Here is a 24120-nt window from a genome sequence, read left to right on the forward strand (position 1 = left end):
ACAAAAACGAGCTTTTATTGATATTTAGCAAAATATTTTATCAAAATTTAATTCATTGATATGACGAAATTTAAATTTATTATCTATATTTTTTCTCATTGCTAAACGTTTTTCGTAGTTTAAATTTTGCAAATTTTCTAAAATTTTATCATCTTTTACGCTTAAGATTATTCCCATTTCAGAGCCAAATTTGGCTAAATTTTCTTGATTTTGAGCCAAAACTAAACCCAAACTAGGCACACCAAGACAAAACAGTTCATATGCAGTCTGTCCAAGCCCACAAATAGCAATATCACAATTTTTCATCAAATCCACCATTTTCGCATTTTCATAACATTTTATATTTTTACTTTCAAAAGAAATGATTTCATCTCTAAATTTAAACGCTTTGCCTATAACAGCATGTAAAGTAATATTTTTTTGTTTTAAAAATTCGCTTAAACTCAAAATAATTTTTTTAGTTAAATTTTTATCGTCACTTCCGCCAAGCGTAAGCAATATATCCGTAATTTCATTTTTTATATGAATTTTATTTTGCCCTAAAAACTCATCTCGTAAGCACAAAAATTCAAAAAATTTTTGCGTTCTTTTAGCTGTTTTATAAGGTAAAAGCTTAGCATATAAATTTTGATTAAAAATATAATCCACATCGTAAAACTCAAGTTCGCATTCATCATCTATGCACATTACTTTTTTAAATTTTGTTTTAGATTTTGTAAAAAATTCGGCCGACACATCATAACTATCAACGATTAGAAACTCAGCTTTAATTTCTAGAATCTCATCTAAAGTTTGAATCTTAACTAGTTCAAATCCGCTATTTTTAACCAGATCATGTCCAGCACTAAATCTTGATTTATTATCACTAACAAAATAAATCTGAAATCCTTTTAGATACGAAGCAAATGAGATCATTCTAACAATATGACCTAGTCCGACACTTTGGCCGCCATTTGCATAGATTAAAACTTTTTTCACTCTAATTCCTTATTGATCTGACTAAAATATATTCCATCGTCGATTAAAACTCTACTTTGTTTTGCTCCGATATTAAAAAGCATATCAAGTACTGATAAATTTGGCTCAAATCCTACTTTTGTCTGCGTATAAATAGGAGATTTATACCCACAATATAGATGATTAAATTTTTGACTATTTAAAAAATTTATATCCACATAAGCTTTTGAACCCTCGTTTGATAAATAAGTATCAGCACCTACTGCTTTACATATAGAAGCTAAAAAACTATTTTTTGCTGTCATACCCCCCCCAGCATCTCTTTCTAACAAATAATTTTCATCATATACAATAGGTGTTTTTATTTCTAGCTCATTTATAAAAAAATTTATTAAAAACAGATCTAATTCATATAGACTTTCCCATCTTCTTTTATATAAATCTTCGAAAAAATCTATATACAAACCATAAAATTTGCTTTTTTGGTAAGCCATTTTTATACTTAAAAAATGTTTTTTACCCCAATCATTATCATTATTTATCTTTACTTCTTTTATTTTTTGCTCAAATTTTCCTTTGCTAAGCACAGGAACACTTAAAGTCAAAACACCATTTTGAGTTAAAATCCTATTGCGATTTTGCCAAGACTTTTTCTCAAATTGCACATTTGAAATTATCATAAAAATATCGCTAACAGCTATCTTAGCAAAGAATCCTGGATATGGTAGATAATTAACCTGATGAGCACTTGCTAGCATATTATTTTGTCAGCGTTATCGCATAGTCATCATCAGCAAAGCTATCATTCTCATGCGACCTTAAAATTCTATTTATTTCTATATTTTTAAATTTAGAAAAAATACGCTTTACTTCATCTTTATCAAAAAAATACATCGGCATTCCGTTTTCTTTAAATGCAGATCTTGACTGATCGCTTTCATTTATAGTTACTTGATAAACGCTCTCTTTTATACTATCTTTATATCTGTAATCATCTAAATTTCTAACCACTACATAAGCTTTTGATCCAGGTTTTAGCACTCTGTGTATTTCATTAGCTGCTTTTTGAATAATTTCTTTTGTATTGTAATAAAGTACGCCATAGCATATCAATCCATCAAAAAAATTATCACTATATGGTAGATCGCTTACGCTAGTTACATCAAGTTTTGCATTTAATGAATTTTCTTCCAATAAACTTTTAGTTGCTATTATGCCATTTTGTGAATAATCACAACCATAAGCGTCATAGCCTACTTCTGATAAAAACTTTACGTGTCTTCCAGCACCGCAACCAAGATCTAAAATAGTCCCACCACGAGAAAAATTTTTAAATACAAAAGTTACTACATCATCACTTGGGTATTTTGGTTGATGACGTTTGTCTTTGTGAAGCTCTAACCATTCATTTTGATTTTGCATCATTTCTCCTCATATTTTTTCTTATATATTTTCTAAAATTATATCGATATTTTGCTTAATTTGATTTTCGCTTATACTCTCATCAAGCCACAAATTTACCACTTGTTTTTCAAAAATTTTAGAATTCTCAAGACCACAGTGAGGGTAACTAAAAATCTTATCGTTGCATTCATACCAAGAACTACAATCTATATTATGACTCCGTAATTTTTGCAGTAGATCATCTCTACTTTTCCCTATAAAACGAAAAGTATATCTCCAAGGTATTGTATCACTAGAAATTTTAGGATTTATAATGAGTGGGTGTTTTAATTTACTTTGGTAAATTTTAGTTTTTTTTATTCTATTAGAACAAATTTCATCAAGCCTATTTAATTTTTCTTCTAAAAGCTCATTTTTACTTTCTTTATATAAAAATGTATACTCCAAAAGTAAATCTCTGATTTTATTATAGCAATCAGCGCTTTGTTTATCTATAGCATAATATTTGCTTCTATACCCCTCAAAAAGCTCTACAAAATTACTAGGGCGAGAAACCAAAGTATTATTAAGTGTTCTTAAATCATCTAAATTCAAAGCACTAAGCAAGCAACCCCCCCCAATCTTATTTTGTAGAAATTTCGTATGACCAAAGCTTAATATAGAAAAATTTGAATTTGAGTTTATTTTATAGGTTTGAGCAGAGTCTTCTATTATAAATATAGATTTTTCTTTGCAAAAATTTATTATGTTTTTGTCGCATAAATGCCCATAAATATGCACTAAAACAAGAGCTTTAAAGCCAAACTTCTCATAATTCTCTTGAACGCTTTCATAACTAAGAGTGAAATTATCTAAGCTTATATCTCCAAAAATAGGCGTTAGTCCAGCCTTAATACAAGCACAAGTAACTTGTGGGCAAACTATATTTGGTATTAATGCATTTTTTATACCCATATTTTTCAAATACGTAAAACATATATATAACGCACTAGTCCCTGAAGCAGTATACATACACTCTTTTGCGTTAAATTTTAGTGCAATATTTTTTTCTAGTCTAGTCATAATCATATCTTTAAAAATTTTGTTTTATTATACATTAAAATTTAGCTTGTTTAGGTAAAATCATAATCTCAAAAAGCCGATTTGAAAATATCAAGCATAGACAAAGAGACTTTCACTCAAAATAACGGAGATATACAAAATGAATTCTACATCACAGAGGCCATACATAATAGCTGAAATGTCGGCCAACCACTGCGGAGATAAAAACTTAGCTTTTGAAATCATAAAAGCGGCCAAAGAAGCTGGAGCTGACGCCATAAAAGTGCAGACCTACACAGCCGATACTATCACGATCGATTGCAAAGATGAGATATTTATGACTCAAAATGACGGTCTTTGGGCAGGACAAAGCTTATATGAACTATACAAAAAAGCGTACACGCCTTGGGAGTGGCAAGGCGAGCTAAAAGCGTACGCCGATGAGATCGGGATAGACTTTTTCTCAACTCCGTTTGATTATAGTGCTGTGGATTTTTTAGAAAGCATTAACGTTCCTATGTATAAGATCGCCTCTTTTGAAGCGATCGATTATCCACTCATCAGATACGCAGCTAAATTTAAAAAACCTATGATAATCTCAGTTGGAATTTCAAGCTTAGAAGAAATTTATGAAACCATTGAAGCTTGCAAAAGCGTAGGAAACGACGACATAACTATACTTAAATGCACTTCAAGCTATCCAGCTAAAATAGAGGATATGAACTTGCTCACCATAAAAGATATGCTTGAAAGGTTTTCTCCTATGGGTGTAAAAGTCGGACTCAGTGATCACTCTATGAGCTTAGAAGTCCCGATAACAGCGGTCGCATTAGGAGCTAGCGTGATAGAAAAACACTTTACCATAGACAGGGCTCTAGGCGGGGAAGATAGTGGATTTTCTCTGAATAAAGATGAGTTTAAAGCTATGAGCACAGCAGTTAGAAATACTTATAAGGCTCTTGGGGACGTGGATTACAGTGTAAATGAAAAAAATAGAAAAAGCGCTAGATCGCTTTTCGTAGTAGAGCGTATTAAAAAAGGTGAGGTTTTTACTCCGAAAAATATCCGCTCAATACGCCCAAATAGCGGACTTCATCCTAAATTTTACGATGAAATTTTAGGAAAAACGGCAAAAAAAGATTTGGAATTCGGACATCCCTTAAGTTTAGATGATACCCAATAAATTTATTAGGTAGAGTAAAAATTTGGCTGATCTTCAGCCAAATTTAGATATCTATTAAACGTATCCTTGATCTATCATAGCGTCAGCAACTTTTCTAAATCCTGCTATATTTGCTCCAAGAACAAGGTTTCCAGCATCGCCAAACTCTACTGAAGTATCGTAACTCTCATGAAAAATATTTGTCATTATATTATGAAGTTTTTTATCGACTTCATCAAAAGTCCATTTTTGCATACTTGCATTTTGAGCCATTTCTAAACCGCTAGTAGCAACGCCACCGGCATTTGCGGCTTTTGCTGGACCAAACAAAAAGTCTTTTTTGCTAAGCATAAAATCGATCGCATCAAGAGTGCTAGGCATATTCGCACCTTCGCAGACCAAGCGACAACCGTTGTTATAAAGAGTTTTTATATCTACTAAATGAAGTTCATTTTGAGTAGCACTAGGGAAAGCAGCGTCACAAGGTACGCTCCAAACACCGTTTGTTCCTTCTTTATATGCGCTAACAGGAGTAAATACTGCGCTTTTTTTCTCATTTGCGTACTCTATAAGACCTTTTCTTTCCACCTCTTTTAGGCGTTTTAAAAGCTTAGTATCGATTCCATCTTTGTCATAAACAAATCCAGTTGAATCACTAACAGTAACAGGAAGTGCGCCAAATTCATATAGTTTTTCTACTGTATATATAGCAACATTTCCAGCTCCACTAACTGAGCATTTTTTGCCTTCTAAAGAACCGCCTGATTTTTTCAACATCTCATTTGCAAAATAAACCGAGCCATATCCAGTAGCTTCAGTCCTAGCTAAGCTTCCACCCCAATTTAGCCCTTTTCCTGTAAGAGCTCCATCAAAGCGATTAGTTAGTTTTTTATACTGGCCAAACATATATCCGATCTCACGACCACCTACTCCGATATCACCAGCTGGTACGTCTTTTACGTCGCCTATCAGCTTATAAAGTTCATTCATAAAAGCTTGACAAAATCTCATAATCTCGCCGTCGCTTTTACCTTTAGGGTCGAAATTCGCTCCGCCTTTTCCACCACCAATATTAAGTCCGGTAAGTGAATTTTTAAAAATTTGCTCAAAACCAAGAAATTTGATGATATCTAAGCAAACCGATGGATGAAATCTCAAACCGCCTTTATACGGGCCAAGAGCAGAGTTAAACTCTACGCGATATCCAAAATGCGAGCAAGGTTCATTTTTGTCATTCATATAAGTTACTCTAAACATCGTAGTACGTTCCGGCATAACTATACGATCAATTATACGATGCTTTAGATACTTATCTTCTTTGCTTAGCAAAGGCTCTAAACTACGTAATATCTCTGTTGCTGCTTGTAAAAATGTTGTTTGACCAGGACTTGTACGTTTGATATGCTCAAGCGTTTGATTTATGTAGTCATGTACTCCCATTTTGGCTCCTCTTTGTAATAAATTTATTTTTCATTATACAAAAAAATATTTAAAGTTTGATTTAATATTAAAATTTATACTAAATAAATTTTTAAATAGTTACCATACTAAACACTATTTAGGATCGAATTTCAATTCCCTAGCCAAATTTAGAAAAATTTTCAGAGATTTTTTCTCTTTTTTATCCATTTTATAGCTTATAAAGCCAAGATACCATAGGATATCTTTTGATTTTACGTTTCTACTTTTAGAGTATTGATCCACTATGTATTTTGGTATTTTAACTTTAGTCTTTAAGAATTTTTTAATAAGTTTTTCATAACTATTTTTATTTTTAATATACGAAAACCTTCCGAAAACAAACGGAAGATTTCTTTTTTCGTGCCAAATTCTACCCATATCATAAAACGCATTTTCCCCCTCATCAAGGTAAGCTTTCAAAGCTCTATCGCCTATGATGACTTCTCCTTTTAAACCTAAAACTTTACAAAGCATATTTGAAGTCATGGAAGCTGGATCTAAAACTTTATCGCTATTTTTTCTGATAAGAACAGATTTTACGTCTTTTTTAGAACAAATTCCAAAATCAAGCGTTTTATACTTGCTTTTCCTGCTTTCTATGCTTGAGATAACAGCCGCATCCACGCGCCTAAACTCAAGATCTTTACACAATTTACTAGGAACGCCTTTTTTAAATTCAATACTTTTTTTTATATAGCTTTGTAAAGGATATGATTTTAAAAAGACGTGAAACGGAAGCAAATTTAGATAATCGATCTTGCCAAATAACATATTTATACCTTTTTACAACGTGTTAAAAACTCTATCTCCAGCATCTCCAAGTCCAGGAACTATATAGCCTTTTTCATTTAAGCCTTTATCGATAGCTGCAGTATAAACTTCTACATCTGGATAAACTTCGCTAAATCTATTAAGCCCTTCAGGAGCTGCTAAAATAGAGATGAATTTGATCTTTTCTACACCTTTAGACTTTAAAAACTTGACCGCATCTATAGCAGTACCGCCAGTAGCAAACATAGGATCTATGATGATCGCAGTACGTTCAGCGTGATCTTTTGGAAGTTTTGCATAGTAAAACTCTGCTTCAAGAGTTTTTTCGTTTCTTTGAAAGCCTAAAAATCCGACACTTGCATCAGGAAGCAGTTTAAATACGCTATCAAGCATACCAAGAGCCGCTCTTAGAACAGGACATATCATAATCTTCCCAGCTAATTTTTTTGATTTTGTAGTGGCAACTGGCGTCGTAACCTCGGTGTCTTTGAGCAAAAAGTCTCTGCTGGCTTCAAAAAGCATAAGATAAGTTATCTCATCAACAAGCATTCTAAACTGAAACGGATCTGTATTTATATCTCTTAAAATAGTGAGTTTATGCTCAATGAGCGGATGGGAGATCAGCTTTATATTTTGCATTTTTTTCCTTTATCACCTAGTATTTTTATATGGATTATACTGTAAATTTACTTAATATGAGCCGTATAAATAAATCATAAATAAGGAAAAAATTTACGAAAATCTCAACTCGTAAAAAATACTATAAAACTGAAATAATATAATTTTTATTAGATTTACTATATTGAAATTTGATATTTACTATAAGAAAGTATTATTCTAAAGATATCAAAATATAAATTTTTTAAAGGAAAATGATGAAAAAGTATTTGTTTGCTCTAGCTCTTGTTTTGCCGTTATTTGCGCAAGATAAGATCATGGAAGTTTATAAAGGACCTGCTTGCGGTTGTTGCGGACTTTGGGAAAGCTACATGCAAAAAAACGGTTATAAAATCAATTCTCATACGAGTGAAGATTTTTTAAAAATCAAAGAAAATTTGGGCATTAAAGAAGAGTATCAAAGCTGTCACACGGGCATTATCGATGGTTACGCTATCGAAGGCCACGTTCCTCAAAGTGCCGTAGCATGGCTTTTGGAAAGTAAACCTGCTGACGTGATAGGAATTTCTGCTCCTGGTATGCCTATGGGAAGTCCGGGGATGGAACAAGGAATGCAAGAAGAGTACCCAGTAATCTTGATGAAAAAAGACGGTTCTAGCGAAATTTTCGGCTATTATAAAGGCGATAAAAAGATTTGATTTATCTTGCGAGGCTTTGGCTTCGCAAGAATTACATTAATTTTCTAAGTAAATTTAAGATTTAAAAGACTATCTTTAGATCAATCAAACTCTATCCTAACAAAAATATTATACATTTAGATTTTATCTCTGATTTTACTACAACACAATATCATAAATTTCAAGAGCCAACTAAATAGCTATGGATTAGCAAATTTGAGAGTGAATATTTAGCTATTTTAAACAATAATGTAATTTTGATTTTGGCTTTAAGATAAGATGAAAATTTGATAATAGCCACCGAATTTCGGATAGCTATCATTAAATTTTTACTCAATTAGAATAATTTTTTAAGCTTTTCTATATAAGCAGCTTTGTCAAAGTCTTTTACCAAAGCTACTCCATCTTTTATGGCTGCTTCGGCAACTGCTGGAGCTACCGTAAATAAAACTCTAGGATCGAACGGTTTTGGTATGATATAATCCTTACCAAATTTGATCTCTTTACCATTATATGCGGCAGTAACGGCTGATGGAACCTCTTCTTCTGCTAGTTTTGCTAAAGCGTCTGCAGCTGCTATCTTCATATTTTCAGTAATTTTTGTAGCTCTCACGTCTAGCGCACCACGAAATATAAATGGAAATCCCAAAACATTATTTACTTGATTTGGATAGTCGCTTCTTCCTGTTCCCATCATGATATCATCTCTTACTGAGTGAGCGATTTCAGGCATGATCTCAGGAGTAGGATTTGCTAAGGCAAATATTATAGGATTTGGCGCCATGCTAGCAACCATATCTTTGCTTAAAACACCAGCTTTTGAAAGACCTAGGAACATATCGGCACCTTTCATAGCATCTGCTAAAGTTCTAGCGTCTGTATCTATGGCAAAATCCATTTTTTCAGGAGTTAAATTTTCTCTTTTAGTATGTATAACGCCTTTGCTATCTAACATTATGATATTTTTTACGCCAAGGTTTCTATACATTTTTGCGCACGCGATTCCAGCTGCACCACTTCCGCTTACTACTACTTTCATCTCATCCACTTTTTTGCCTGTGATTTTTAGGGCATTTATAAGACCTGCGGTAGTTATGATAGCAGTTCCGTGCTGATCATCATGCATAACTGGTATATTTACGCTTTCTTGAAGTTTTTTCTCTATGTAAAAACACTTTGGCGCACCGATATCTTCTAAATTTATACCACCAAATGTTGGAGCAAGAGCTTTGCAGATCTCGACTATCTTATCTGGATCATGCTCATCAAGCTCGATATCAAACGCATCTACATTTGCGAATTTTTTAAATAAAACAGATTTGCCTTCCATAACAGGTTTTCCAGCAATCGCACCTATATCTCCAAGTCCTAAAACCGCCGTACCATCACTGATAACTGCAACAAGATTGCCTTTATTGGTGTATTTGTAAGCAAGCTCATTATTTGCCTCTATCTCTTTGCAAGGTACAGCAACGCCAGGAGTATATGCAAGGCTGAGGTCATCAGCGGTCTCGCAAGGTTTTTTTACCTTGATTTCGATCTTTCCGTTATCGTGATACGCTAACGCTTTTTCTTGTAAATCCATATGTAATCCTTAATAATAACTTTCATATATTTTGTAATTTTTCGATTATAGCTAAAATAGTATGAATTATAATTAAATATAAATTTAGTAATATATTTTTTTAATTAGATGTTACTTTTAGTAATAATACTCAAATAAAATCTAAAATATTAACTTAAAAAATTATTGTAAGACTTTCTTAACTTTACTGCGTAACTAAATTTTAGTTTAAATAGACATCGATATATTTGAATATTTTCTCATTAATAAAACAGTATTTTTGATGGCTCTTATATGATCTGATATGGGTTATCATATAAGAGCGAATTTGTATAAATTTAATTATTATTTTAAATTTTTAAGTAGTTTTTGGATTCTAGCTTTAAGTTCTTTTATACCAATCACCTCAACCACTTCGAATATACTAGGACTAACAGAAGTTCCAGTTATCGCTATCCTTAAAGGCTGAGCTATATCTTTTAATTTTTTACCTCTAGCTTCAAGGAATGATAAAGCAAAACTCTGGATATCCTCAGCGTTATTCATATCATCACTCAAAGCAATGCAAAACTCACTCAATAGAACTTTAGAATCGTCATTTATAAATTTAGCAACGGCTTTTTCATCGTAAGTTTCAGGTGAGTTTATGATATTTAAAGCTGAATTTTTAAGCTCTACTAAAGTCTTGCTTCTCTCTCTAAGTGAGTTTAAAAGTAGCTCTCCTTTATCAAGCGCTCTAAAGTCAATACCAAAAAACTTCATATCATCAGCCAAGCGCTCATAAGGTAGAGTTTTTATGTAATGCGCATTTAGCCAGTCGAGTTTTGTAAGGTTATATGTAGAAGCGGACTTGTTTATATCGTGCGGATCAAAGTATTTTAGCATATCACTCATAGAAAAGATCTCATCATCGCCATGACTCCAGCCCAAACGCACAAGGAAATTTAAAAGTGCTTCAGGCAGATAACCCATAGCTTTATACTCCATAACATCAGTGGCGCCGTGTCTCTTAGATAGCTTTGAGCCATCGCTTCCATTTATCATAGCCACGTGAAAAAACTCCGGTAAGTCAAATCCGAGCGCTTCATAAAGTATGATCTGTTTTGGGGTATTGCTAAGATGATCATCTCCTCTTATAACGTGAGTAACCCCCATCAAAGCATCATCTATCACAACAACAAAATTATACGTAGGCGTACCATCGCTCCTTGCTATGATAAAATCATCAAGTATATCGGCGCAGTTAAATTTAACATCACCTTTTATACCGTCTTTAAACTCTATAGTTCCACTAAGTGGCGCTTTGATACGGATAACTGGCTCAATTCCAGCTGGCGGAGTACCAGTAAATTCCCTATATCTACCATCATATTTTGGGCGCTCTTTTTTAGCTTCTTGCGCGGCTCTTAACTCATCAAGCTCTACTTTAGTCATATAACATTTATATGCTTTGCCCTCGTCTAAAAGCTTTTTTATATACTCTTTGTATATATCAAATCTTTTTGACTGGTAAGTTACTTCGCCATCGTAATCTAGTCCGCACCAGTTAAATGCTTCTCTTATGGCAATTACTGCTTCTTCAGAGTTTCTTTTTAGATCCGTATCTTCGATACGAAGTAAAAATTTACCTCCGTTTTTTCTAGCATAAAGATAGCTATAAAGCGCAGTTCTAAGACCCCCGACGTGTAAAAAACCAGTCGGACTTGGAGCAAATCTAGTTGTAAGCATAACTGTTTTATTCCTAATTTATTAAATTTGGATATAATTTTAACTCAAATTTGCTTTAATAAAGGTTTTATTTAATGAAAAAAATAGCATTTTCAACCGTTTTTCTATTTAGCTTGGCAAGTGCAGATTATGTAAATGGCATTATAGCCACTGTCGAAAATCAGCCTATAACAAATTATGAACTAAACACAGTTATGAAAAAAATGAATATCGATAACCAAAAAGCTCTAAATTTGCTTATTAGAGAGAGACTTGAAGATGCGCAGATAGTAGCTTTAAATATCGCAGCAAATGGCTTTGAAGTTGAAAGCAAAATAGAACAATTAGCAAAAGCAAACGGTATGGACAAAGCTACTTTTAAAGAAGCCCTTACTTCCAGGGGGATTGACTATAACGCATTCAAACAAGACGTGGAAAAAAATCTAAAAAAAGAAAAGCTATATGCTAGGATCTTAAATAACCCGAGCCAAAATATCACGCTTGAAAATGCTAAAAAATTCTACGAAGCAAATCCAGGTATGTTTGCTCAATTTGATACCATAAACGTGGCTCGTTATAGCTCAAACTCAAGACAAAATTTAGAAACGGTAGTAAAATCTCCTATGAGTATGCCAAGCGGAGTTAGCATAGAAAACTTAAGCCTAACCTCTAAAAATCTAAATCCGCAATTAAGATATATATTTATTAACTCAAAAGATAAAACATTTACTCCTATCTTCCAGATCGCCGCTAATGAATTTGAAATGTTCTATATAGTTTCAAGAGAAGGATCTTATCTGCCTGATTTTGCAAGCGTAGAACAACAAGTCGTAAATGCAATGGCAAGTCAAGAACAAGAGATCGCGGTAGCTGATTATTTTAATAAATTAAGAGTAAAAGCAAATATAGAAATCTTAAAAAGATAGATAAATTTGGTATCAAATTTGATACCAAATTTAAATTTAATGTTTAGATAGATAGTTTGTATCGTAAAGATTGTTTATAAAATCACTATTATCCATCATATGAAGGTGAAAATCTTTCGTAGTTTTTATACCTTGTATCACAAGCTCATCAAGCGCTACTTTCATCTTAGCAATCGCCCTTGTTCTATCTTTGTCATAAACTATTAGCTTGCCTATCATACTATCATAATAAGGCGGAACGCTATAGCCCTCATAAACATGGCTATCCATACGTACATTTCTACCACCAGGTGCGATGTATTTCGTGATCTTGCCTGGATTTGGAGTGAAGCTTTTTGGATCTTCGGCAGTGATGCGGCACTCTATAGCATGTCCACTTAGCTTGATCTCTTCTTGACTAAGAAGCTTTTCACCCTGAGCGATACGTATCATCCACTCTATGAGATCTAGCCCGCTACACATTTCACTTACGCAGTGTTCGACTTGAAGTCTTGTATTCATCTCGATAAAATAAAATTTGTTATCTTTTTGATCATATAAAAACTCAAAAGTTCCAGCTCCTGCGTAACCTATAGCTTTTGTAGCTTTTACGGCTGTGGCGTGAAGCTCTGCTCTAGTTTTTTCATCTAATATAACAGCTGGGCTTTCTTCGATAAGTTTTTGATGTCTTCTTTGAAGAGAGCAGTCTCTTTCGCCTATATGCACAACATTTCCATGTTCGTCGCCTAAGACTTGGACTTCTATATGGCGTGGATTTGTGATGTATTTTTCCATATACATAGTACCATCGCCAAACGCACTCATAGCCTCACTCTCAGCAGACCAAAAGCTTTTTTCTAAGTCCTCTTCACGTTCTACTACGCGCATACCGCGACCGCCGCCGCCAGCTGCAGCTTTTACGATGACAGGATATCCGATCTCGCGAGCAAGCTTTTTGGCAGCCTCTATATCTTTTATAGCACCATCACTTCCTGGAACTACAGGTATACCAGCTCTCATCATAACTTGTTTTGCCTTGCTTTTATCGCTCATCAAAGCCATAGCTGCTACGCTTGGACCTATAAATTTTATGCCGTGCTTAGCACAAATTTCAACAAAGTTTTGATTTTCACTCAAAAATCCATAGCCAGGAAATATAGCATCGGCTTCGCTTATTTCACAAGCAGTGATAATAGCTGGGATATTTAGATAGCTTTCGCTACTTCTAGGCTTACCGATACAGATACTAGCATCGGCATACTTTACATAAAGAGCGTCTTTATCAGCAGTAGAATGCACGACGATAGCCTCTTTGCCCATTTCTTGGATAGTACGAAGAGCTCTAAGAGCTATTTCGCCACGATTTGCAATGAGAATTCTTTTTATTTCTTTCATATTTTTTCAACCTCGTATAATGCCATGCCAAATTCCACCGGTTGTCCATCTGCAACTAGCGCTTTGATTATACGGCAGTCATACTCAGCCTCGATCTCGTTCATTATTTTCATAGCTTCTATGATACCTATACAATCGCCTTTTCTTACGGTTTGACCTACTTTTACAAAGCTTGCCGCACCTGGGCTTGGAGCAACGTAAAATGTTCCTACCATAGGCGAAGTTAGAGTATCTCCACTCAAGCTTTGGCTGCTAGCACTTTTTTCATTTACAACATTTACGTTTATCGGAGTTGGTGCTGGAACTGGTGGGCAAACGACCGGAGCTGGAGCTGCCTCTGGTTCATATTTTTCAAGCTCTATTTCAAATTCTTTGTCTTTTATCTTAATTCTATTAATGTTAGTCTCATCAAAGAAAGTCATAAGCTCTTTAATTTCATCTCTTGTCATAAGAATTCTCCTAAAATTTAATTAACTTTACATTTTATCAAATTTGAGTAAAGATTTGGTTTAAATTTAAAAAAATATCTAAAATTTGGATTTAGATACTAAATTTAAGCGTAAGATAATCAAAATAATCCAAATTTATCAAACTTCAAAAGTTCGCGTATGTTTTAGTCTACCTATCATCCAAAACATAAATGAGCTAAGAATCACAAGAACGAAGCTGAGGATGAGAGCTTTTTCGTTTTCACCATCATAAACCGCATTAAATATCGCTAGTGATACGGTATCTGTCTTTCCTATTATATTTCCACCGAGCATAAGCGTTATGCCGACTTCGCCAAGACCTCTTCCAAGAGCTAAGATAAGCGATGCGAGCAGCACATGGGTGATGTTTGGAAAAATAATAAAAACAGCTATCTCAAACCTATTTTTTCCAAGACTCAAGCCAGCTTCAATAAGATCTTTTGGGAAATTCTCAAATGCAGCTTGAATCGGCTTTACAAACAGCGGTAGAGCTGCTAAAAATGAAGCTATAACTAAAGCTTTGAAACTAAAAACTATCTCTAAATTTAAAAAACTAGCTATAAAACCATTTCTACCAAATACGTAAAGTAGTAAAAATCCAGTAGCAATAGGTGGAAAAATAAGCGGAAACATTATAACTAGTTCAAAAAATGTTTTAAATTTACCTTTGTAAAATGCCAAAAAATATGCCAGTAAAATACCTATAGTTATAAACAACACCAAAGAAAAACATAGAGTTTTAGCACTCAAAATAAGAGGAGCTAAAAGCCACTCTAAGTTATTTAAGTCCAAATTTTGCAAAAATAGCCTTTGAGCGTTCGCTTTTTAGCTCATCTAAAAATTTAGCGCAAATTTCATCAGAACAATGAAGCTTTGCAGCACTTATAAATACCGGTTCATAAAGTGATTCATCTACATAAATAACAGAACCAAACTCGCTTTTTCTAGCTTCGGCTTCAGTAGAGTTGATAAATCCAGCATCAACTTCTGCATTTAAAACATAAGCTACGACTTGAGGTACAGTAGATACAGCTAAAATCTTGCCTTCAAGTTCATTTTGCAAATTTGCATTTTTTAAATACTGCGTTGCCCTTATGCCGTATATCGCCTTTTTAGGATCTGGGATAGCGATCTTGCTAAATTTAACTATATCTTTTGGATCTTGTATCTGCTTTAAAGAAACTAAAGCCAAAGTCCCTTTTCCGATTCTTTCATAACCTTTTATATCTAACCCGCTTTTATCCAAAAATGCCTCGTCGCCGATGATGAGCGCCATTTTACCTTCTTTTGCTTGAACGGTTATCTGTTTTATATTTGCAAATGCTGCTTCAACATTTATGCCGTCTTTTTTTTAAATTTTCTATTACAGCCATTACCGGTTTTTTATATCCAGCTCCAGCACCGATCAAAAGAGTATCACCGCCAAAAACAAAACTAGCCAACAAAAGTGAAAATAAAATCTTTTTCATATACAGCTCTCCTAAATTTTGGTATTTGATTATATAAAATATATTATTATATATCTATAAAAGTAGTTAAATTTAAGATCAAATAAATTTATCGTGTTACATTTTTTAATTCTCATTATAAAACTATATGTTATAATCCATAAATTTAAATCAGGAGCGATCATGGGTCTAAAAAGCGATAAATGGATACGAGAACAAAGCATAAAAAACCAAATGATAGAGCCGTTTTGTGAACAAAATATAGGCAAAGGCGTCGTAAGCTACGGACTTTCGAGCTATGGTTATGATATAAGAGTGGCTAGAGAGTTTAAAATATTTACAAATATCGGCGGTACCGTTGTCGATCCAAAAAATTTCGATGAAAAAAACGTAGTGGATTTTGAAGGTGACATCTGCATAGTCCCGCCAAATTCATTCGCACTAGCAAGAACAGTAGAATACTTCAAAATGCCGCGAGACGTTCTAGCTATCTGTCTTGGAAAATCAACTTACGCAAGATGTGGAATCATCGTAAATGTAACGCCTTTTGAGCCTGGATTTGAAGGACATATCACGATAGAAATTTCAAATACGACTCCACTTCCAGCAAAGATTTATGCAAATGAAGGCATCGCTCAAGTACTATTTTTACAAGGCGATGAACCGTGCGAGATAAGCTACGCCGATAAAAAAGGCAAATATCAATCTCAAGAGGGCATAACTCTTCCGCGTATATTAAAGTAAGGGATTAAAAATGACTTATAGCAGACAAAGCATAGATGATGATGATATCAGAGCAGTTGTAGAGGTTTTAAAAAGCGATATCATAACTTGTGGCAAGAAAGTAGATGAGTTTGAAAAAGCACTTTGTGACTACACTGGAGCTAAGTTTGCCGTGGCGATGAACTCAGCTACTTCTGCATTACACGCTGGATACTTAGCACTTGGACTTGAGAGTGGCGATGAAGTCATCACAACTCCTATCACGTTTGCGGCTACTGCAAACGCAGCTTTGATGTGCGGCGGAGTAGTTAAATTTGCTGATATCTTGCCAAATGGAAATATCGATCCAAAAAGCGTAGAAAAACTCATAACTACAAAAACAAAAGTCATAACTCCGGTTGATTTTGGCGGACTTCCAGTAGATATGGAAACATTAAATTTAATAGCAAAAAAGCATAACCTTAAAGTCTTAGACGACGCTTCCCACGCTCTTGGAAGTAGTATAAATAGTCGTAAAATAGGTACTTTTGGCGATGCTAGCATATTTAGCTTCCATGCCGTCAAGCCCATCACTACGTTTGAAGGTGGAGCACTCCTAACAAATGATGAAGAAACCGCAACAAAAGCAAGGCTATTACGCTCTCATGGTATCATCAAAAAAACTGCTTGGAACTCAGATATGACGACTCTTGGCTACAACTACCGCTTAAGCGACGTGGCTTGTGCTTTAGGTATTTCTCAACTAAAAAAGTTAGATATTTTCATAGCAAAACGCGATGCAATAGCCAAATTTTATGATGAAGCATTTGAAAAAAGTCCGTATTTAAGCACTATAAAAATTCCAACCAATATCACTAGCTCACATCACCTCTATCCAATCTTGCTTTTTAGAGATTTTTGGTGCGACAAAGAGAGCATCTATGAAGAGCTTCGTGGCGAAGGTATCGGTGTGCAAGTGCATTACAAACCGACTTATCAATTTAGCTTTTACAAAAATCTTTATGGCGAAATTAGCCTACCAAATGCAGAGGATTTTTATAGAGCTGAGCTGAGCTTACCTTGTCATCAACTGATGAGCATAGAAGACGCGAAATTCGTAGTAGAAAAACTAAACGAAACGTTATCCAAACATAAAGGCTGTAAGTTTTAATCCCAACTTTGATATCAAATTTACTCAAATTATTATTATAAATTTGAGTAAATTTAGTCTTTCTTTACAGCACTTTTGCTATAAGCTCGATAGGATTTTCACATCTCATATCGGAATTTTGAAGATGAAGCGCGTTATTTAGTTGCATTTTACAAGCGCTACACTCTGCGCTTACACAGTTAGCTTCAGTTTTTATTATGCTAGTAGCTCTACTAAGTCCTGCTGCGCGAGATAAATGATACTTTTCGCTTTGCATAGTCACGCCGCCAAATCCACAGCAGCTAGTAGTATCCCTCATCTCTTTGATATTATAAACCTTACTTAGTAAAGCTCTAGGTTCTTTAAATACGCCTTGCATTTTTTTAGCATGACAAGGATCGTGATAAGTGATAGTTTGTTTATCTAAATTCGCTCCTATTTTTGCAAGAATTTCACTCAAATTCGTATATTTCTCAAAATACTCTGTAGCCAAAAATATCTTTTTACTCACATTTTTAGCACGACCCTGCCACTCTTCATCATTTGCAAAAAAATGTTCGTAATCGACCTTTATCATCGCACTACAAGTGGCTTCTGGGATAATGATAGCTTCACAAATTTCAAGCATTTTCTCAAAATACGCAATATTTTTTTTAGCCAAAACCTCAACCGTGTTAAAATCACCAGTAAAATACGCCGGAGCAGCGCAACAACTTTGATCTTTCATCAAATGAGCATTTAAATTTAATGTTTTACAAATTTTTAGCAATCCTTCACCGATGCTAGTATATGCGTAGTTACCCATACAGCCTATGAAAATTCCGACTGTTTTTTCGCCGCCGTTATCAATAAATTCTGGATGAGAATTTAAAAAACTCTTTTTGCTAGCAGTCGGAAGTAGTCTTTCTTTTTTTAACATCGGGATGCTAAAACGCGCTTGCATCTCACCGTTTCCTACTTTAAATCCACAACTTTGAAAAACATATCCCATACAAGCCGCAAGATCCATAATCTTACGATGTCTAAGCAACCAAAAAAATGCTTTTTTAAACCATGCTATACCGAATTTATCTGCTATATCGCGCCTGACGTTTTCTATCATCGTATCAGTTGCTAACGAATTTGGACATTCGCTTACGCAATTTGTACATAAAAAGCAACTTTCAAATATATCTTTAGTGTTTTTATCTAGTTTAAGCTCACCGCGACTGTAAGCACCAAGCAGATCAAGAAATCCCCTAGGGCTCTTTGTCTCATCGCCGCTGATCTTGAAAATAGTACAGTTTGGCTTACATTTTCCACATTTTACACACGCATCTGAAATGGTATTAAAATTATATTTTTGCATTTAACTTCTCTGTTTTTTTGTACTTGCTTTTACAGCTTCTATAAAAGCGCTTCTAACGGCGTATTTTTCAAGCTCTGCTACGCCTTCTATCGTAGTACCTCCCGGACTGCAAACTGCTTCTTTGATAAGAGCTGGATGTGAGCTTGCTAAAAGCTTGCTAAAGCCGTTAAAAAGTCCATTTACTAAGATATTTGCATCATCTTTTTTTAATCCTTCTAAAACTCCTGCATTACTTAGAGCTTCAGCTATGAGAGCAAGATATGCAGGTGCACATCCCCCAAGCACGCTAGCAGCGTCTAGCTCATTTTTAGTTTCGAGCTTGACTGAGCTACCAAAGCCGTTTAAAATTTGCGATATCAAAAGTGTGTCACCTTCACTCATAAAAGGTGTTATGCTAGAGTTAAATTTAGCAGCGATATTTGGCAAACAAACAGCGTAATTTTGAGCTTTTATATGACTTTTTAATAGCTCAAGACCTGTTCTTGCTAGTACGCTTATGCAAACTTTTGCATCTCCTTTTAGTAAATTTGATACGCTTTGTAAAGCGTACGACTTTACTGCAAGTATTATATTTTTATCTTTTATATCAAAGACATCGCCGTAAAGCTCTACGCTAAATCCTGCTTCTTTTAGATTTACAAGTTTTGCTTTATCTCTTCCTACTATAATGACATCAAAACCGCTATTTTTTAGCCCGTAAGCCATAGCAGTTCCCATATTTCCGCCGCCTAAAATATATATTTTCATTTTACAACCTGTTTTAAAACTGAAATATCATCAAATTTACTCATATCGTCATCGTTTTTTATAAAATTCGTTATATCATTTAAACTATATTTTGTATGATTAAAGCTTACGATACTTATCTCATCACCAGTTTTTAAAAAGCGATTTTCACCCTTAGGCTCGTATCTAGTAGCTCCGATCGTGATGATGACGTCTTTTTTATACCCGCTTTTTCTTAGAATTTCACCTAAATCCTCAAGTACAGAAAAATCTTTTTGAGAGTTAAAAGTGTCTTTTATCCAGCCTAAAAGTTTGGCGTAGATATAGTTATATTCACTTATTTTCGCACACTCGCCATACCTAAAAAACTCTTCATTGCTTTTTAAAAACGAAACTAAAGAGTAATCATTGCAAATACCAGTTTCATCAAATTTATCTATTTTTATCTCGTTACCAAAACCTTTTGAACCGCTTGAGAAATTCTTTTTTTGAGATATTTTGGTAGCTGTCTTATCGCCTCTAACTGAAGCGTCGTTAAACGCCATAAACGCAATCGGCGTGATATCTTTAATGATACCGTTTTCATACTCAAACTCACATCTAATGGCGATTTCTGGTTCAGCTTGGATATCTTTACCGTGAGCCAATATCAAATTTAAATTATCAATACAATCTCTCCCCAAAAATCCATCAAATCCAGGAATATAAAAAGGGAAAATCCCTTTTGGAGCGTCTACTTCTTGAGTCTTGATATCTACAAAGTCACTCGCCTCTCCTGCTTGCTCTAAATGAAAAGCAAAGTTCCCAACCACCCCAAATCCTAAGAAATTTTTCATCTTTATACCGTTTTTGAAAAGCTATTTTTGACGTCTTTGAATTTGACCATATATTCATCAAAACACATAGCGATATTTCTTATAAGAAGAGTTCCTGTTTCATTTACTTTTATCTTTTGGGGTGAAATTTCTACAAAATCCTTTAATTCTTCAAGCTCATTTAGCTCATTTTTAAAATGTTCCCAAAAATCAATGTTAAATTTAGTTTCAATAGCTTTTATGTCAAGAGCGAAATTCGCCATAAGATCCATAATCACGGCTTTCCTTAGCTTGTCCTCTTTGCTTAGCATTACACCTTTGAAATTTGGCAGTCTGCCCTCGTCGATAGCTTTTTCGTATCCGTCCATATCTTTGAAATTTTGCGCGTAGTAGTCCTCGCCCTCGCCTATACTAGTAAGTCCGATACCGATGAGATCAGCACCGCCCTTGGTCGTATATCCTTGGAAATTTCTATGGAGCGTCCCGCTTTTTAGTGCGTGAAATAGCTCATCTTCAGGCTTAGCGTAGTGATCCATTCCTATCATTTTGTATCCATTTGAAGTGAGAAATTCCATAGTGTATTTTAGAATTTCTAGCTTGACTTTTGGGCTTGGAAGAGTGCTTTCATCAAATTTTCTCATACTCTTTTTAATCCATGGCACATGAGCGTAATTAAACACGGCAAATCTATCAGGATTTAGCTTAAGTCCTAGATCTAGCGTATTTTTGAAGCTCTCTAAACTCTGAAATGGAAGTCCGTAAATAAGATCTGTATTTACGCTGATGATACCCTTAGCCCTAGCCATATCTACTGCGTTTTTAGTCATGTCAAACGGCTGAATTCTATGGATCTCTTTTTGAACTTTTTCATCGAAATCTTGCACACCAAAGCTCACACGGTTAAACCCGTGACTAGTTAGCACATCTAGTTGCTCTTCGTTTAAAAATCTAGGATCGATCTCACAGCTTATCTCAGCATCATCACTCCAGTTTTTAAAATGCCTTTTTATGGATTCAATAAGTCTATTAAGCTCACTAGCGCTATAAAACGTAGGCGTTCCACCGCCAAAGTGCATCTGCGTAACTTTGCGATTTGTATCTAAAACCGTACTTAAGATATCAAGCTCTTTATCTACATAATCCAAATACCTACCCATTTTGTCACTTTTGCTAGTGTATATGACATTACAGCCACAAAAATAACAAGCCGAACGACAAAATGGTAGATGAAAATACAATGATAAAGGTCTATTTTTATCGCCGTTTCTCAGTCGTTTTGTGTATTCATCATAGTTAAACTCGTCACTAAACTCAAGCGCAGTTGGATAGCTCGTGTATCTTGGTCCTGGTTTAGAATATTTTATAAATGCGTCAAAGTTTATCATTGTATTTCCTTGTTTGTATGGATCAAATTTTGCATATCTACAAATAAATTTGGATGTTCTCTTTTGATTTTTTTGATTATCTGATCCAAATTTGGCTCTTTTTTAAATTTTTTGCCTTTTATCTCATTTATAGCTACACTCCAAACATCGCCAAAATCAACAGGAATATGCTGCCAAATAGATCTTTCAAGCTTTAGCTCAAAATTCTCTTTTTGTGTATTTTTTAATGAATTTAAAATAGCTTCAAACAGAGCTGCTGATATAAGAGCACACTCTTCTCCATTGCTACTGACGCCAAACCATGGGTTTGTAAGATCGATATTTCCTCTGTTTATAGTGAGCTTCATCTCTTTTTCATCTATTTGTTCTAGCTTAAATGTTGTTCGTTTTGCTTTAGAGATACCAAGAGTGCTACTTATATCATCTAGTCTTTTATGCTTTTTACTCATATCTTTTCCTATCGCACCAAACCATTACGCCTTTTTGAGCATGCAAACGATTTTCTGCTTCGCTGAAGATCTCTTCTGCGTGAGCTTCAAAAACGCTTCCACTTACTTCATATCCGCGGTAAGCTGGCAAACAGTGTAAAAATTTAGCATCTTTAGCAGCTAAGCTCATCATCGCATCATCAACGCAGTATCCAGCAAAATCCTTAATGCGCTTTTCTTTCTCATCTTCTTGCCCCATAGAAACCCAAGTATCTGTAGTAACGACGTCCGCACCACTAACAGCAACTTTTGGATCATTTGTAATGATTAAATTTGCACCGCTTATTTTGGCGTTTTTTTCTGCCTTGTCTAAAACCCATTGCGGTACTTCATAGCCTTTTGGAGTGGCAACCCTAAGCTCAAAACCAAGCTTAGATGCAGCCATAAGCCACGAATTAGCCATATTATTGCCATCGCCTATATATGCTACTTTCATAGTTTGTAAATTTAATCCAAGTTCGCTTAAGGTAAGCAGATCAGCCATAAGCTGAACAGGATGAAAATCATCGCTAAGACCATTTATAACAGGTACGCCACTAAATTTAGCAAATTCCTCTAAGTCGCTTTGTTTATAAACTCTAGCCATTATCATATCTACCATTCTTCCAAGAACTCTAGCAGTATCTTTGATAGGTTCGCCGCGCCCTAATTGTATATCGCGACTACTTAAAAATAGCCCTTTGCCGCCGAGCTGATGAATGCCGACTTCAAAGCTAACTCTTGTCCTAGTCGAACTTTTTTCAAATATCATTGCTAAGGTTTGGTCTTTGAGATAAGAGATATAATTTTTACTTTTTGCCTCTTTTTTAATCTTGGCGGCTAAATTTAAAATATCTAAAATCTCATCTTTACTAAAATCGTTTAATGTCAAAAAATGTCTCATCATCGCACTTTATTTTGGGATTTTAGGATTTTAGCTACTTCTTTTGCGTGGTAGCTTATTATCAGATCTGCTCCTGCACGCTTAAATCCAACCATTGTTTCCATCATAACGCGCTCATAGTCGATGACACCGGCTTTTGCACCGGCTTTTAGCAGCGCATACTCGCCACTTACGTTATACGCACAGACTGGAAGAAGAGTTCTTTCTTTGATATCACGCAATATATCAAGGTAAGCTAAAGCCGGTTTTACCATTAAAATATCTGCACCTTGCGCTTCATCTTCTAAGCTTTCATTTATCGCTTCAAGGCGGTTTGCGCAGTCCATTTGGTAGCTTTTTCTATCGCCAAAGCTTGGCGCACTCTCAGCCACGTCGCGAAATGGCCCATAATACGCAGAAGCAAATTTAGTAGAATACGCCATGATCGGAAGATTTTCATATCCGTTTTCATCAAGAGCGTTTCTTAAAGTTTCTATGATGCCATCCATCATACCGCTTGGAGCTATCATATCAGCACCCGCTCTTGCATGAATTAAAGCTTGTTTAGCAGAGATCTCAAGCGTGGCGTCATTATCGACTGTTTTATGAACATGATCAAGTATTCCGCAATGCCCGTGATCCGTATATTCGCAAAAGCAAAGATCAGTTATGACCACAAGCCCTGGAAATTTAGCTTTTATAGCTCTTAGAGATCTCGCGATCAGTCCATCATCACTCAAAGCGTCGCTACCTATGCTATCTTTTAGGCTTGGAATTCCAAATAAAAGTATGGATTTTATACCTAAGCTTACGACTTCTTCACACTCTTTTAAAAGCTCGTCAATACTTAGCTGAAATACTCCTGGCATCGAGCTTATCTCTTTTTTGATACCATTTCCCTCAACGACAAAAAGCGGATAGATGAAATCTTCTACACAAATTTTATTTTCCCTGACCATATCGCGAACGGCAGGATTTATTCTAAGTCTTCTAAATCTCGCAAACATAATATAACTCCTAGTTTTTGACAATTATATCTAAAATAATGTTAATTAAAAATTATC

At 34.8% G+C, this 24120-nt stretch carries 26 protein-coding genes; 5 read left to right on the top strand and 21 right to left on the bottom strand.

Going from position 1 to position 24120, the window contains the following annotated elements; genetic code table 11:
* Positions 1-24: 24 nt before the first annotated feature.
* The 4 genes from pseG to CHHT_RS07985 are packed head-to-tail and all read right to left on the bottom strand — an operon-like array spanning position 25 to position 3423.
* Entirely contained in the window at positions 25-978 is a 954-nt protein-coding gene (pseG, locus tag CHHT_RS07970) for a UDP-2,4-diacetamido-2,4,6-trideoxy-beta-L-altropyranose hydrolase (protein ID WP_051663717.1), read from the bottom strand.
* Complete coding sequence (locus CHHT_RS07975) at positions 975-1715, bottom strand: WbqC family protein (RefSeq protein WP_059429274.1); 741 nt, start codon at positions 1713-1715, stop codon at positions 975-977. Before CHHT_RS07975 ends, pseG begins: the two co-directional genes overlap by 4 nt.
* Before the next feature lies 1 nt (position 1716).
* Entirely contained in the window at positions 1717-2379 is a 663-nt protein-coding gene (locus tag CHHT_RS07980) for a class I SAM-dependent methyltransferase (protein ID WP_051663716.1), read from the bottom strand.
* A gap of 21 nt (positions 2380-2400) precedes the next feature.
* Positions 2401-3423: a DegT/DnrJ/EryC1/StrS family aminotransferase gene (locus CHHT_RS07985; RefSeq protein WP_074898785.1), complete on the bottom strand. Its 1023-nt coding sequence runs from the start codon at positions 3421-3423 to the stop codon at positions 2401-2403.
* 139 nt (positions 3424-3562) lie between these two features.
* On the opposite strand from CHHT_RS07985, the gene pseI reads away from it, so the two are divergent.
* Positions 3563-4585, top strand: a complete 1023-nt coding sequence (gene pseI, locus CHHT_RS07990) for a pseudaminic acid synthase (RefSeq protein ID WP_034961895.1) — start codon at positions 3563-3565, stop codon at positions 4583-4585.
* Between the two features lie 54 nt (positions 4586-4639).
* Here the strand turns inward: pseI and gdhA are convergent, their stop codons facing one another.
* From gdhA to upp, 3 genes are all read right to left on the bottom strand, one after another.
* Complete coding sequence (gdhA, locus tag CHHT_RS07995; RefSeq protein WP_034961892.1) at positions 4640-6004, bottom strand: NADP-specific glutamate dehydrogenase; 1365 nt, start codon at positions 6002-6004, stop codon at positions 4640-4642.
* Between the two features lie 114 nt (positions 6005-6118).
* Complete coding sequence (locus tag CHHT_RS08000) at positions 6119-6796, bottom strand: MqnA/MqnD/SBP family protein (protein ID WP_034961890.1); 678 nt, start codon at positions 6794-6796, stop codon at positions 6119-6121.
* A 12-nt stretch (positions 6797-6808) separates the two neighbouring features.
* On the bottom strand, positions 6809-7435 hold the full coding sequence (gene upp, locus CHHT_RS08005) for a uracil phosphoribosyltransferase (RefSeq protein WP_034961888.1): 627 nt from the start codon (positions 7433-7435) through the stop codon (positions 6809-6811).
* 236 nt (positions 7436-7671) lie between these two features.
* On the opposite strand from upp, the gene CHHT_RS08010 reads away from it, so the two are divergent.
* On the top strand, positions 7672-8112 hold the full coding sequence (locus tag CHHT_RS08010; RefSeq protein WP_034961886.1) for a DUF411 domain-containing protein: 441 nt from the start codon (positions 7672-7674) through the stop codon (positions 8110-8112).
* A gap of 316 nt (positions 8113-8428) precedes the next feature.
* Here the strand turns inward: CHHT_RS08010 and CHHT_RS08015 are convergent, their stop codons facing one another.
* Both CHHT_RS08015 and gltX read right to left on the bottom strand, forming a co-directional pair.
* Positions 8429-9676 carry a malic enzyme-like NAD(P)-binding protein gene (locus CHHT_RS08015; protein ID WP_034961884.1) on the bottom strand — a complete coding sequence of 416 codons (1248 nt, stop codon included), beginning with the start codon at positions 9674-9676 and terminating at the stop codon, positions 8429-8431.
* Positions 9677-10000: 324 nt separating this feature from the next.
* Positions 10001-11383: a glutamate--tRNA ligase gene (gltX, locus tag CHHT_RS08020; protein ID WP_034961880.1), complete on the bottom strand. Its 1383-nt coding sequence runs from the start codon at positions 11381-11383 to the stop codon at positions 10001-10003.
* 74 nt (positions 11384-11457) lie between these two features.
* On the opposite strand from gltX, the gene CHHT_RS08025 reads away from it, so the two are divergent.
* Positions 11458-12288, top strand: a complete 831-nt coding sequence (locus tag CHHT_RS08025; RefSeq protein ID WP_034961878.1) for a SurA N-terminal domain-containing protein — start codon at positions 11458-11460, stop codon at positions 12286-12288.
* Between the two features lie 36 nt (positions 12289-12324).
* Here the strand turns inward: CHHT_RS08025 and CHHT_RS08030 are convergent, their stop codons facing one another.
* The 5 genes from CHHT_RS08030 to CHHT_RS09240 form a co-directional block, all read right to left on the bottom strand.
* Positions 12325-13662: an acetyl-CoA carboxylase biotin carboxylase subunit gene (locus CHHT_RS08030; protein ID WP_034961876.1), complete on the bottom strand. Its 1338-nt coding sequence runs from the start codon at positions 13660-13662 to the stop codon at positions 12325-12327.
* Positions 13659-14111, bottom strand: coding sequence for an acetyl-CoA carboxylase biotin carboxyl carrier protein (accB, locus tag CHHT_RS08035; RefSeq protein WP_034961874.1), 453 nt, complete (start codon positions 14109-14111; stop codon positions 13659-13661). Before accB ends, CHHT_RS08030 begins: the two co-directional genes overlap by 4 nt.
* Positions 14112-14249: 138 nt before the next feature.
* Positions 14250-14924, bottom strand: a complete 675-nt coding sequence (locus CHHT_RS08040) for a molybdate ABC transporter permease subunit (protein WP_370510347.1) — start codon at positions 14922-14924, stop codon at positions 14250-14252.
* On the bottom strand, positions 14911-15408 hold the full coding sequence (modA, locus tag CHHT_RS08045; RefSeq protein WP_234945118.1) for a molybdate ABC transporter substrate-binding protein: 498 nt from the start codon (positions 15406-15408) through the stop codon (positions 14911-14913). Before modA ends, CHHT_RS08040 begins: the two co-directional genes overlap by 14 nt.
* A gap of 52 nt (positions 15409-15460) precedes the next feature.
* The gene (locus CHHT_RS09240) at positions 15461-15601 is read right to left on the bottom strand and encodes a hypothetical protein (RefSeq protein WP_234945117.1); all 141 of its coding nucleotides are present in this window, start codon (positions 15599-15601) and stop codon (positions 15461-15463) included.
* Between the two features lie 162 nt (positions 15602-15763).
* On the opposite strand from CHHT_RS09240, the gene dcd reads away from it, so the two are divergent.
* A complete protein-coding gene (dcd, locus tag CHHT_RS08050; protein WP_034961869.1) occupies positions 15764-16324 on the top strand; it encodes a dCTP deaminase in 561 nt (186 codons plus the stop codon).
* Positions 16325-16334: 10 nt separating this feature from the next.
* Positions 16335-17453 carry a UDP-4-amino-4,6-dideoxy-N-acetyl-beta-L-altrosamine transaminase gene (gene pseC, locus CHHT_RS08055; protein WP_059429284.1) on the top strand — a complete coding sequence of 373 codons (1119 nt, stop codon included), beginning with the start codon at positions 16335-16337 and terminating at the stop codon, positions 17451-17453.
* Positions 17454-17517: 64 nt separating this feature from the next.
* Here the strand turns inward: pseC and CHHT_RS08060 are convergent, their stop codons facing one another.
* The 7 genes from CHHT_RS08060 to hemB are packed head-to-tail and all read right to left on the bottom strand — an operon-like array spanning position 17518 to position 24063.
* Entirely contained in the window at positions 17518-18780 is a 1263-nt protein-coding gene (locus tag CHHT_RS08060) for a (Fe-S)-binding protein (RefSeq protein WP_074898784.1), read from the bottom strand.
* Complete coding sequence (locus CHHT_RS08065) at positions 18781-19527, bottom strand: pyrroline-5-carboxylate reductase (RefSeq protein ID WP_034961867.1); 747 nt, start codon at positions 19525-19527, stop codon at positions 18781-18783.
* Positions 19524-20342, bottom strand: coding sequence for a DUF5718 family protein (locus tag CHHT_RS08070; protein ID WP_034961865.1), 819 nt, complete (start codon positions 20340-20342; stop codon positions 19524-19526). Before CHHT_RS08070 ends, CHHT_RS08065 begins: the two co-directional genes overlap by 4 nt.
* A gap of 2 nt (positions 20343-20344) precedes the next feature.
* Positions 20345-21706 (bottom strand): oxygen-independent coproporphyrinogen III oxidase, encoded by a 1362-nt coding sequence (gene hemN / locus CHHT_RS08075; protein WP_034961863.1) that lies wholly within the window; start codon positions 21704-21706, stop codon positions 20345-20347.
* On the bottom strand, positions 21703-22155 hold the full coding sequence (locus CHHT_RS08080; RefSeq protein WP_034961862.1) for a DUF2603 domain-containing protein: 453 nt from the start codon (positions 22153-22155) through the stop codon (positions 21703-21705). Before CHHT_RS08080 ends, hemN begins: the two co-directional genes overlap by 4 nt.
* Complete coding sequence (argF, locus tag CHHT_RS08085) at positions 22148-23077, bottom strand: ornithine carbamoyltransferase (protein WP_034961860.1); 930 nt, start codon at positions 23075-23077, stop codon at positions 22148-22150. The genes CHHT_RS08080 and argF overlap by 8 nt, the downstream gene beginning before the upstream one ends.
* The gene (hemB, locus tag CHHT_RS08090; RefSeq protein WP_034961858.1) at positions 23077-24063 is read right to left on the bottom strand and encodes a porphobilinogen synthase; all 987 of its coding nucleotides are present in this window, start codon (positions 24061-24063) and stop codon (positions 23077-23079) included. The genes argF and hemB overlap by 1 nt, the downstream gene beginning before the upstream one ends.
* Between the last annotated feature and the right edge of the window lie 57 nt (positions 24064-24120).

It is taken from the genome of Campylobacter hyointestinalis subsp. hyointestinalis (assembly GCF_013372145.1).
GTDB lineage: Bacteria > Campylobacterota > Campylobacteria > Campylobacterales > Campylobacteraceae > Campylobacter > Campylobacter hyointestinalis.

What these genes read in the sequence shown, in the direction of transcription:
- CHHT_RS07975 (WP_059429274.1), bottom strand. Translation starts at nt 1,715, where the DNA reads ATGCTAGCAAGTGCTCATCAGGTTAATTATCTACCATATCCAGGATTC.
- CHHT_RS07980 (WP_051663716.1), bottom strand. Translation starts at nt 2,379, where the DNA reads ATGCAAAATCAAAATGAATGGTTAGAGCTTCACAAAGACAAACGTCAT.
- CHHT_RS07985 (WP_074898785.1), bottom strand. Translation starts at nt 3,423, where the DNA reads ATGACTAGACTAGAAAAAAATATTGCACTAAAATTTAACGCAAAAGAG.
- pseI (WP_034961895.1), top strand. Translation starts at nt 3,563, where the DNA reads ATGAATTCTACATCACAGAGGCCATACATAATAGCTGAAATGTCGGCC.
- gdhA (WP_034961892.1), bottom strand. Translation starts at nt 6,004, where the DNA reads ATGGGAGTACATGACTACATAAATCAAACGCTTGAGCATATCAAACGT.
- CHHT_RS08000 (WP_034961890.1), bottom strand. Translation starts at nt 6,796, where the DNA reads ATGTTATTTGGCAAGATCGATTATCTAAATTTGCTTCCGTTTCACGTC.
- upp (WP_034961888.1), bottom strand. Translation starts at nt 7,435, where the DNA reads ATGCAAAATATAAAGCTGATCTCCCATCCGCTCATTGAGCATAAACTC.
- CHHT_RS08010 (WP_034961886.1), top strand. Translation starts at nt 7,672, where the DNA reads ATGAAAAAGTATTTGTTTGCTCTAGCTCTTGTTTTGCCGTTATTTGCG.
- CHHT_RS08015 (WP_034961884.1), bottom strand. Translation starts at nt 9,676, where the DNA reads ATGGATTTACAAGAAAAAGCGTTAGCGTATCACGATAACGGAAAGATC.
- gltX (WP_034961880.1), bottom strand. Translation starts at nt 11,383, where the DNA reads ATGCTTACAACTAGATTTGCTCCAAGTCCGACTGGTTTTTTACACGTC.
- CHHT_RS08025 (WP_034961878.1), top strand. Translation starts at nt 11,458, where the DNA reads ATGAAAAAAATAGCATTTTCAACCGTTTTTCTATTTAGCTTGGCAAGT.
- CHHT_RS08030 (WP_034961876.1), bottom strand. Translation starts at nt 13,662, where the DNA reads ATGAAAGAAATAAAAAGAATTCTCATTGCAAATCGTGGCGAAATAGCT.
- accB (WP_034961874.1), bottom strand. Translation starts at nt 14,111, where the DNA reads ATGACAAGAGATGAAATTAAAGAGCTTATGACTTTCTTTGATGAGACT.
- modA (WP_234945118.1), bottom strand. Translation starts at nt 15,408, where the DNA reads ATGGCGCTCATCATCGGCGACGAGGCATTTTTGGATAAAAGCGGGTTA.
- CHHT_RS09240 (WP_234945117.1), bottom strand. Translation starts at nt 15,601, where the DNA reads ATGAAAAAGATTTTATTTTCACTTTTGTTGGCTAGTTTTGTTTTTGGC.
- dcd (WP_034961869.1), top strand. Translation starts at nt 15,764, where the DNA reads ATGGGTCTAAAAAGCGATAAATGGATACGAGAACAAAGCATAAAAAAC.
- pseC (WP_059429284.1), top strand. Translation starts at nt 16,335, where the DNA reads ATGACTTATAGCAGACAAAGCATAGATGATGATGATATCAGAGCAGTT.
- CHHT_RS08060 (WP_074898784.1), bottom strand. Translation starts at nt 18,780, where the DNA reads ATGCAAAAATATAATTTTAATACCATTTCAGATGCGTGTGTAAAATGT.
- CHHT_RS08065 (WP_034961867.1), bottom strand. Translation starts at nt 19,527, where the DNA reads ATGAAAATATATATTTTAGGCGGCGGAAATATGGGAACTGCTATGGCT.
- CHHT_RS08070 (WP_034961865.1), bottom strand. Translation starts at nt 20,342, where the DNA reads ATGAAAAATTTCTTAGGATTTGGGGTGGTTGGGAACTTTGCTTTTCAT.
- hemN (WP_034961863.1), bottom strand. Translation starts at nt 21,706, where the DNA reads ATGATAAACTTTGACGCATTTATAAAATATTCTAAACCAGGACCAAGA.
- CHHT_RS08080 (WP_034961862.1), bottom strand. Translation starts at nt 22,155, where the DNA reads ATGAGTAAAAAGCATAAAAGACTAGATGATATAAGTAGCACTCTTGGT.
- argF (WP_034961860.1), bottom strand. Translation starts at nt 23,077, where the DNA reads ATGAGACATTTTTTGACATTAAACGATTTTAGTAAAGATGAGATTTTA.
- hemB (WP_034961858.1), bottom strand. Translation starts at nt 24,063, where the DNA reads ATGTTTGCGAGATTTAGAAGACTTAGAATAAATCCTGCCGTTCGCGAT.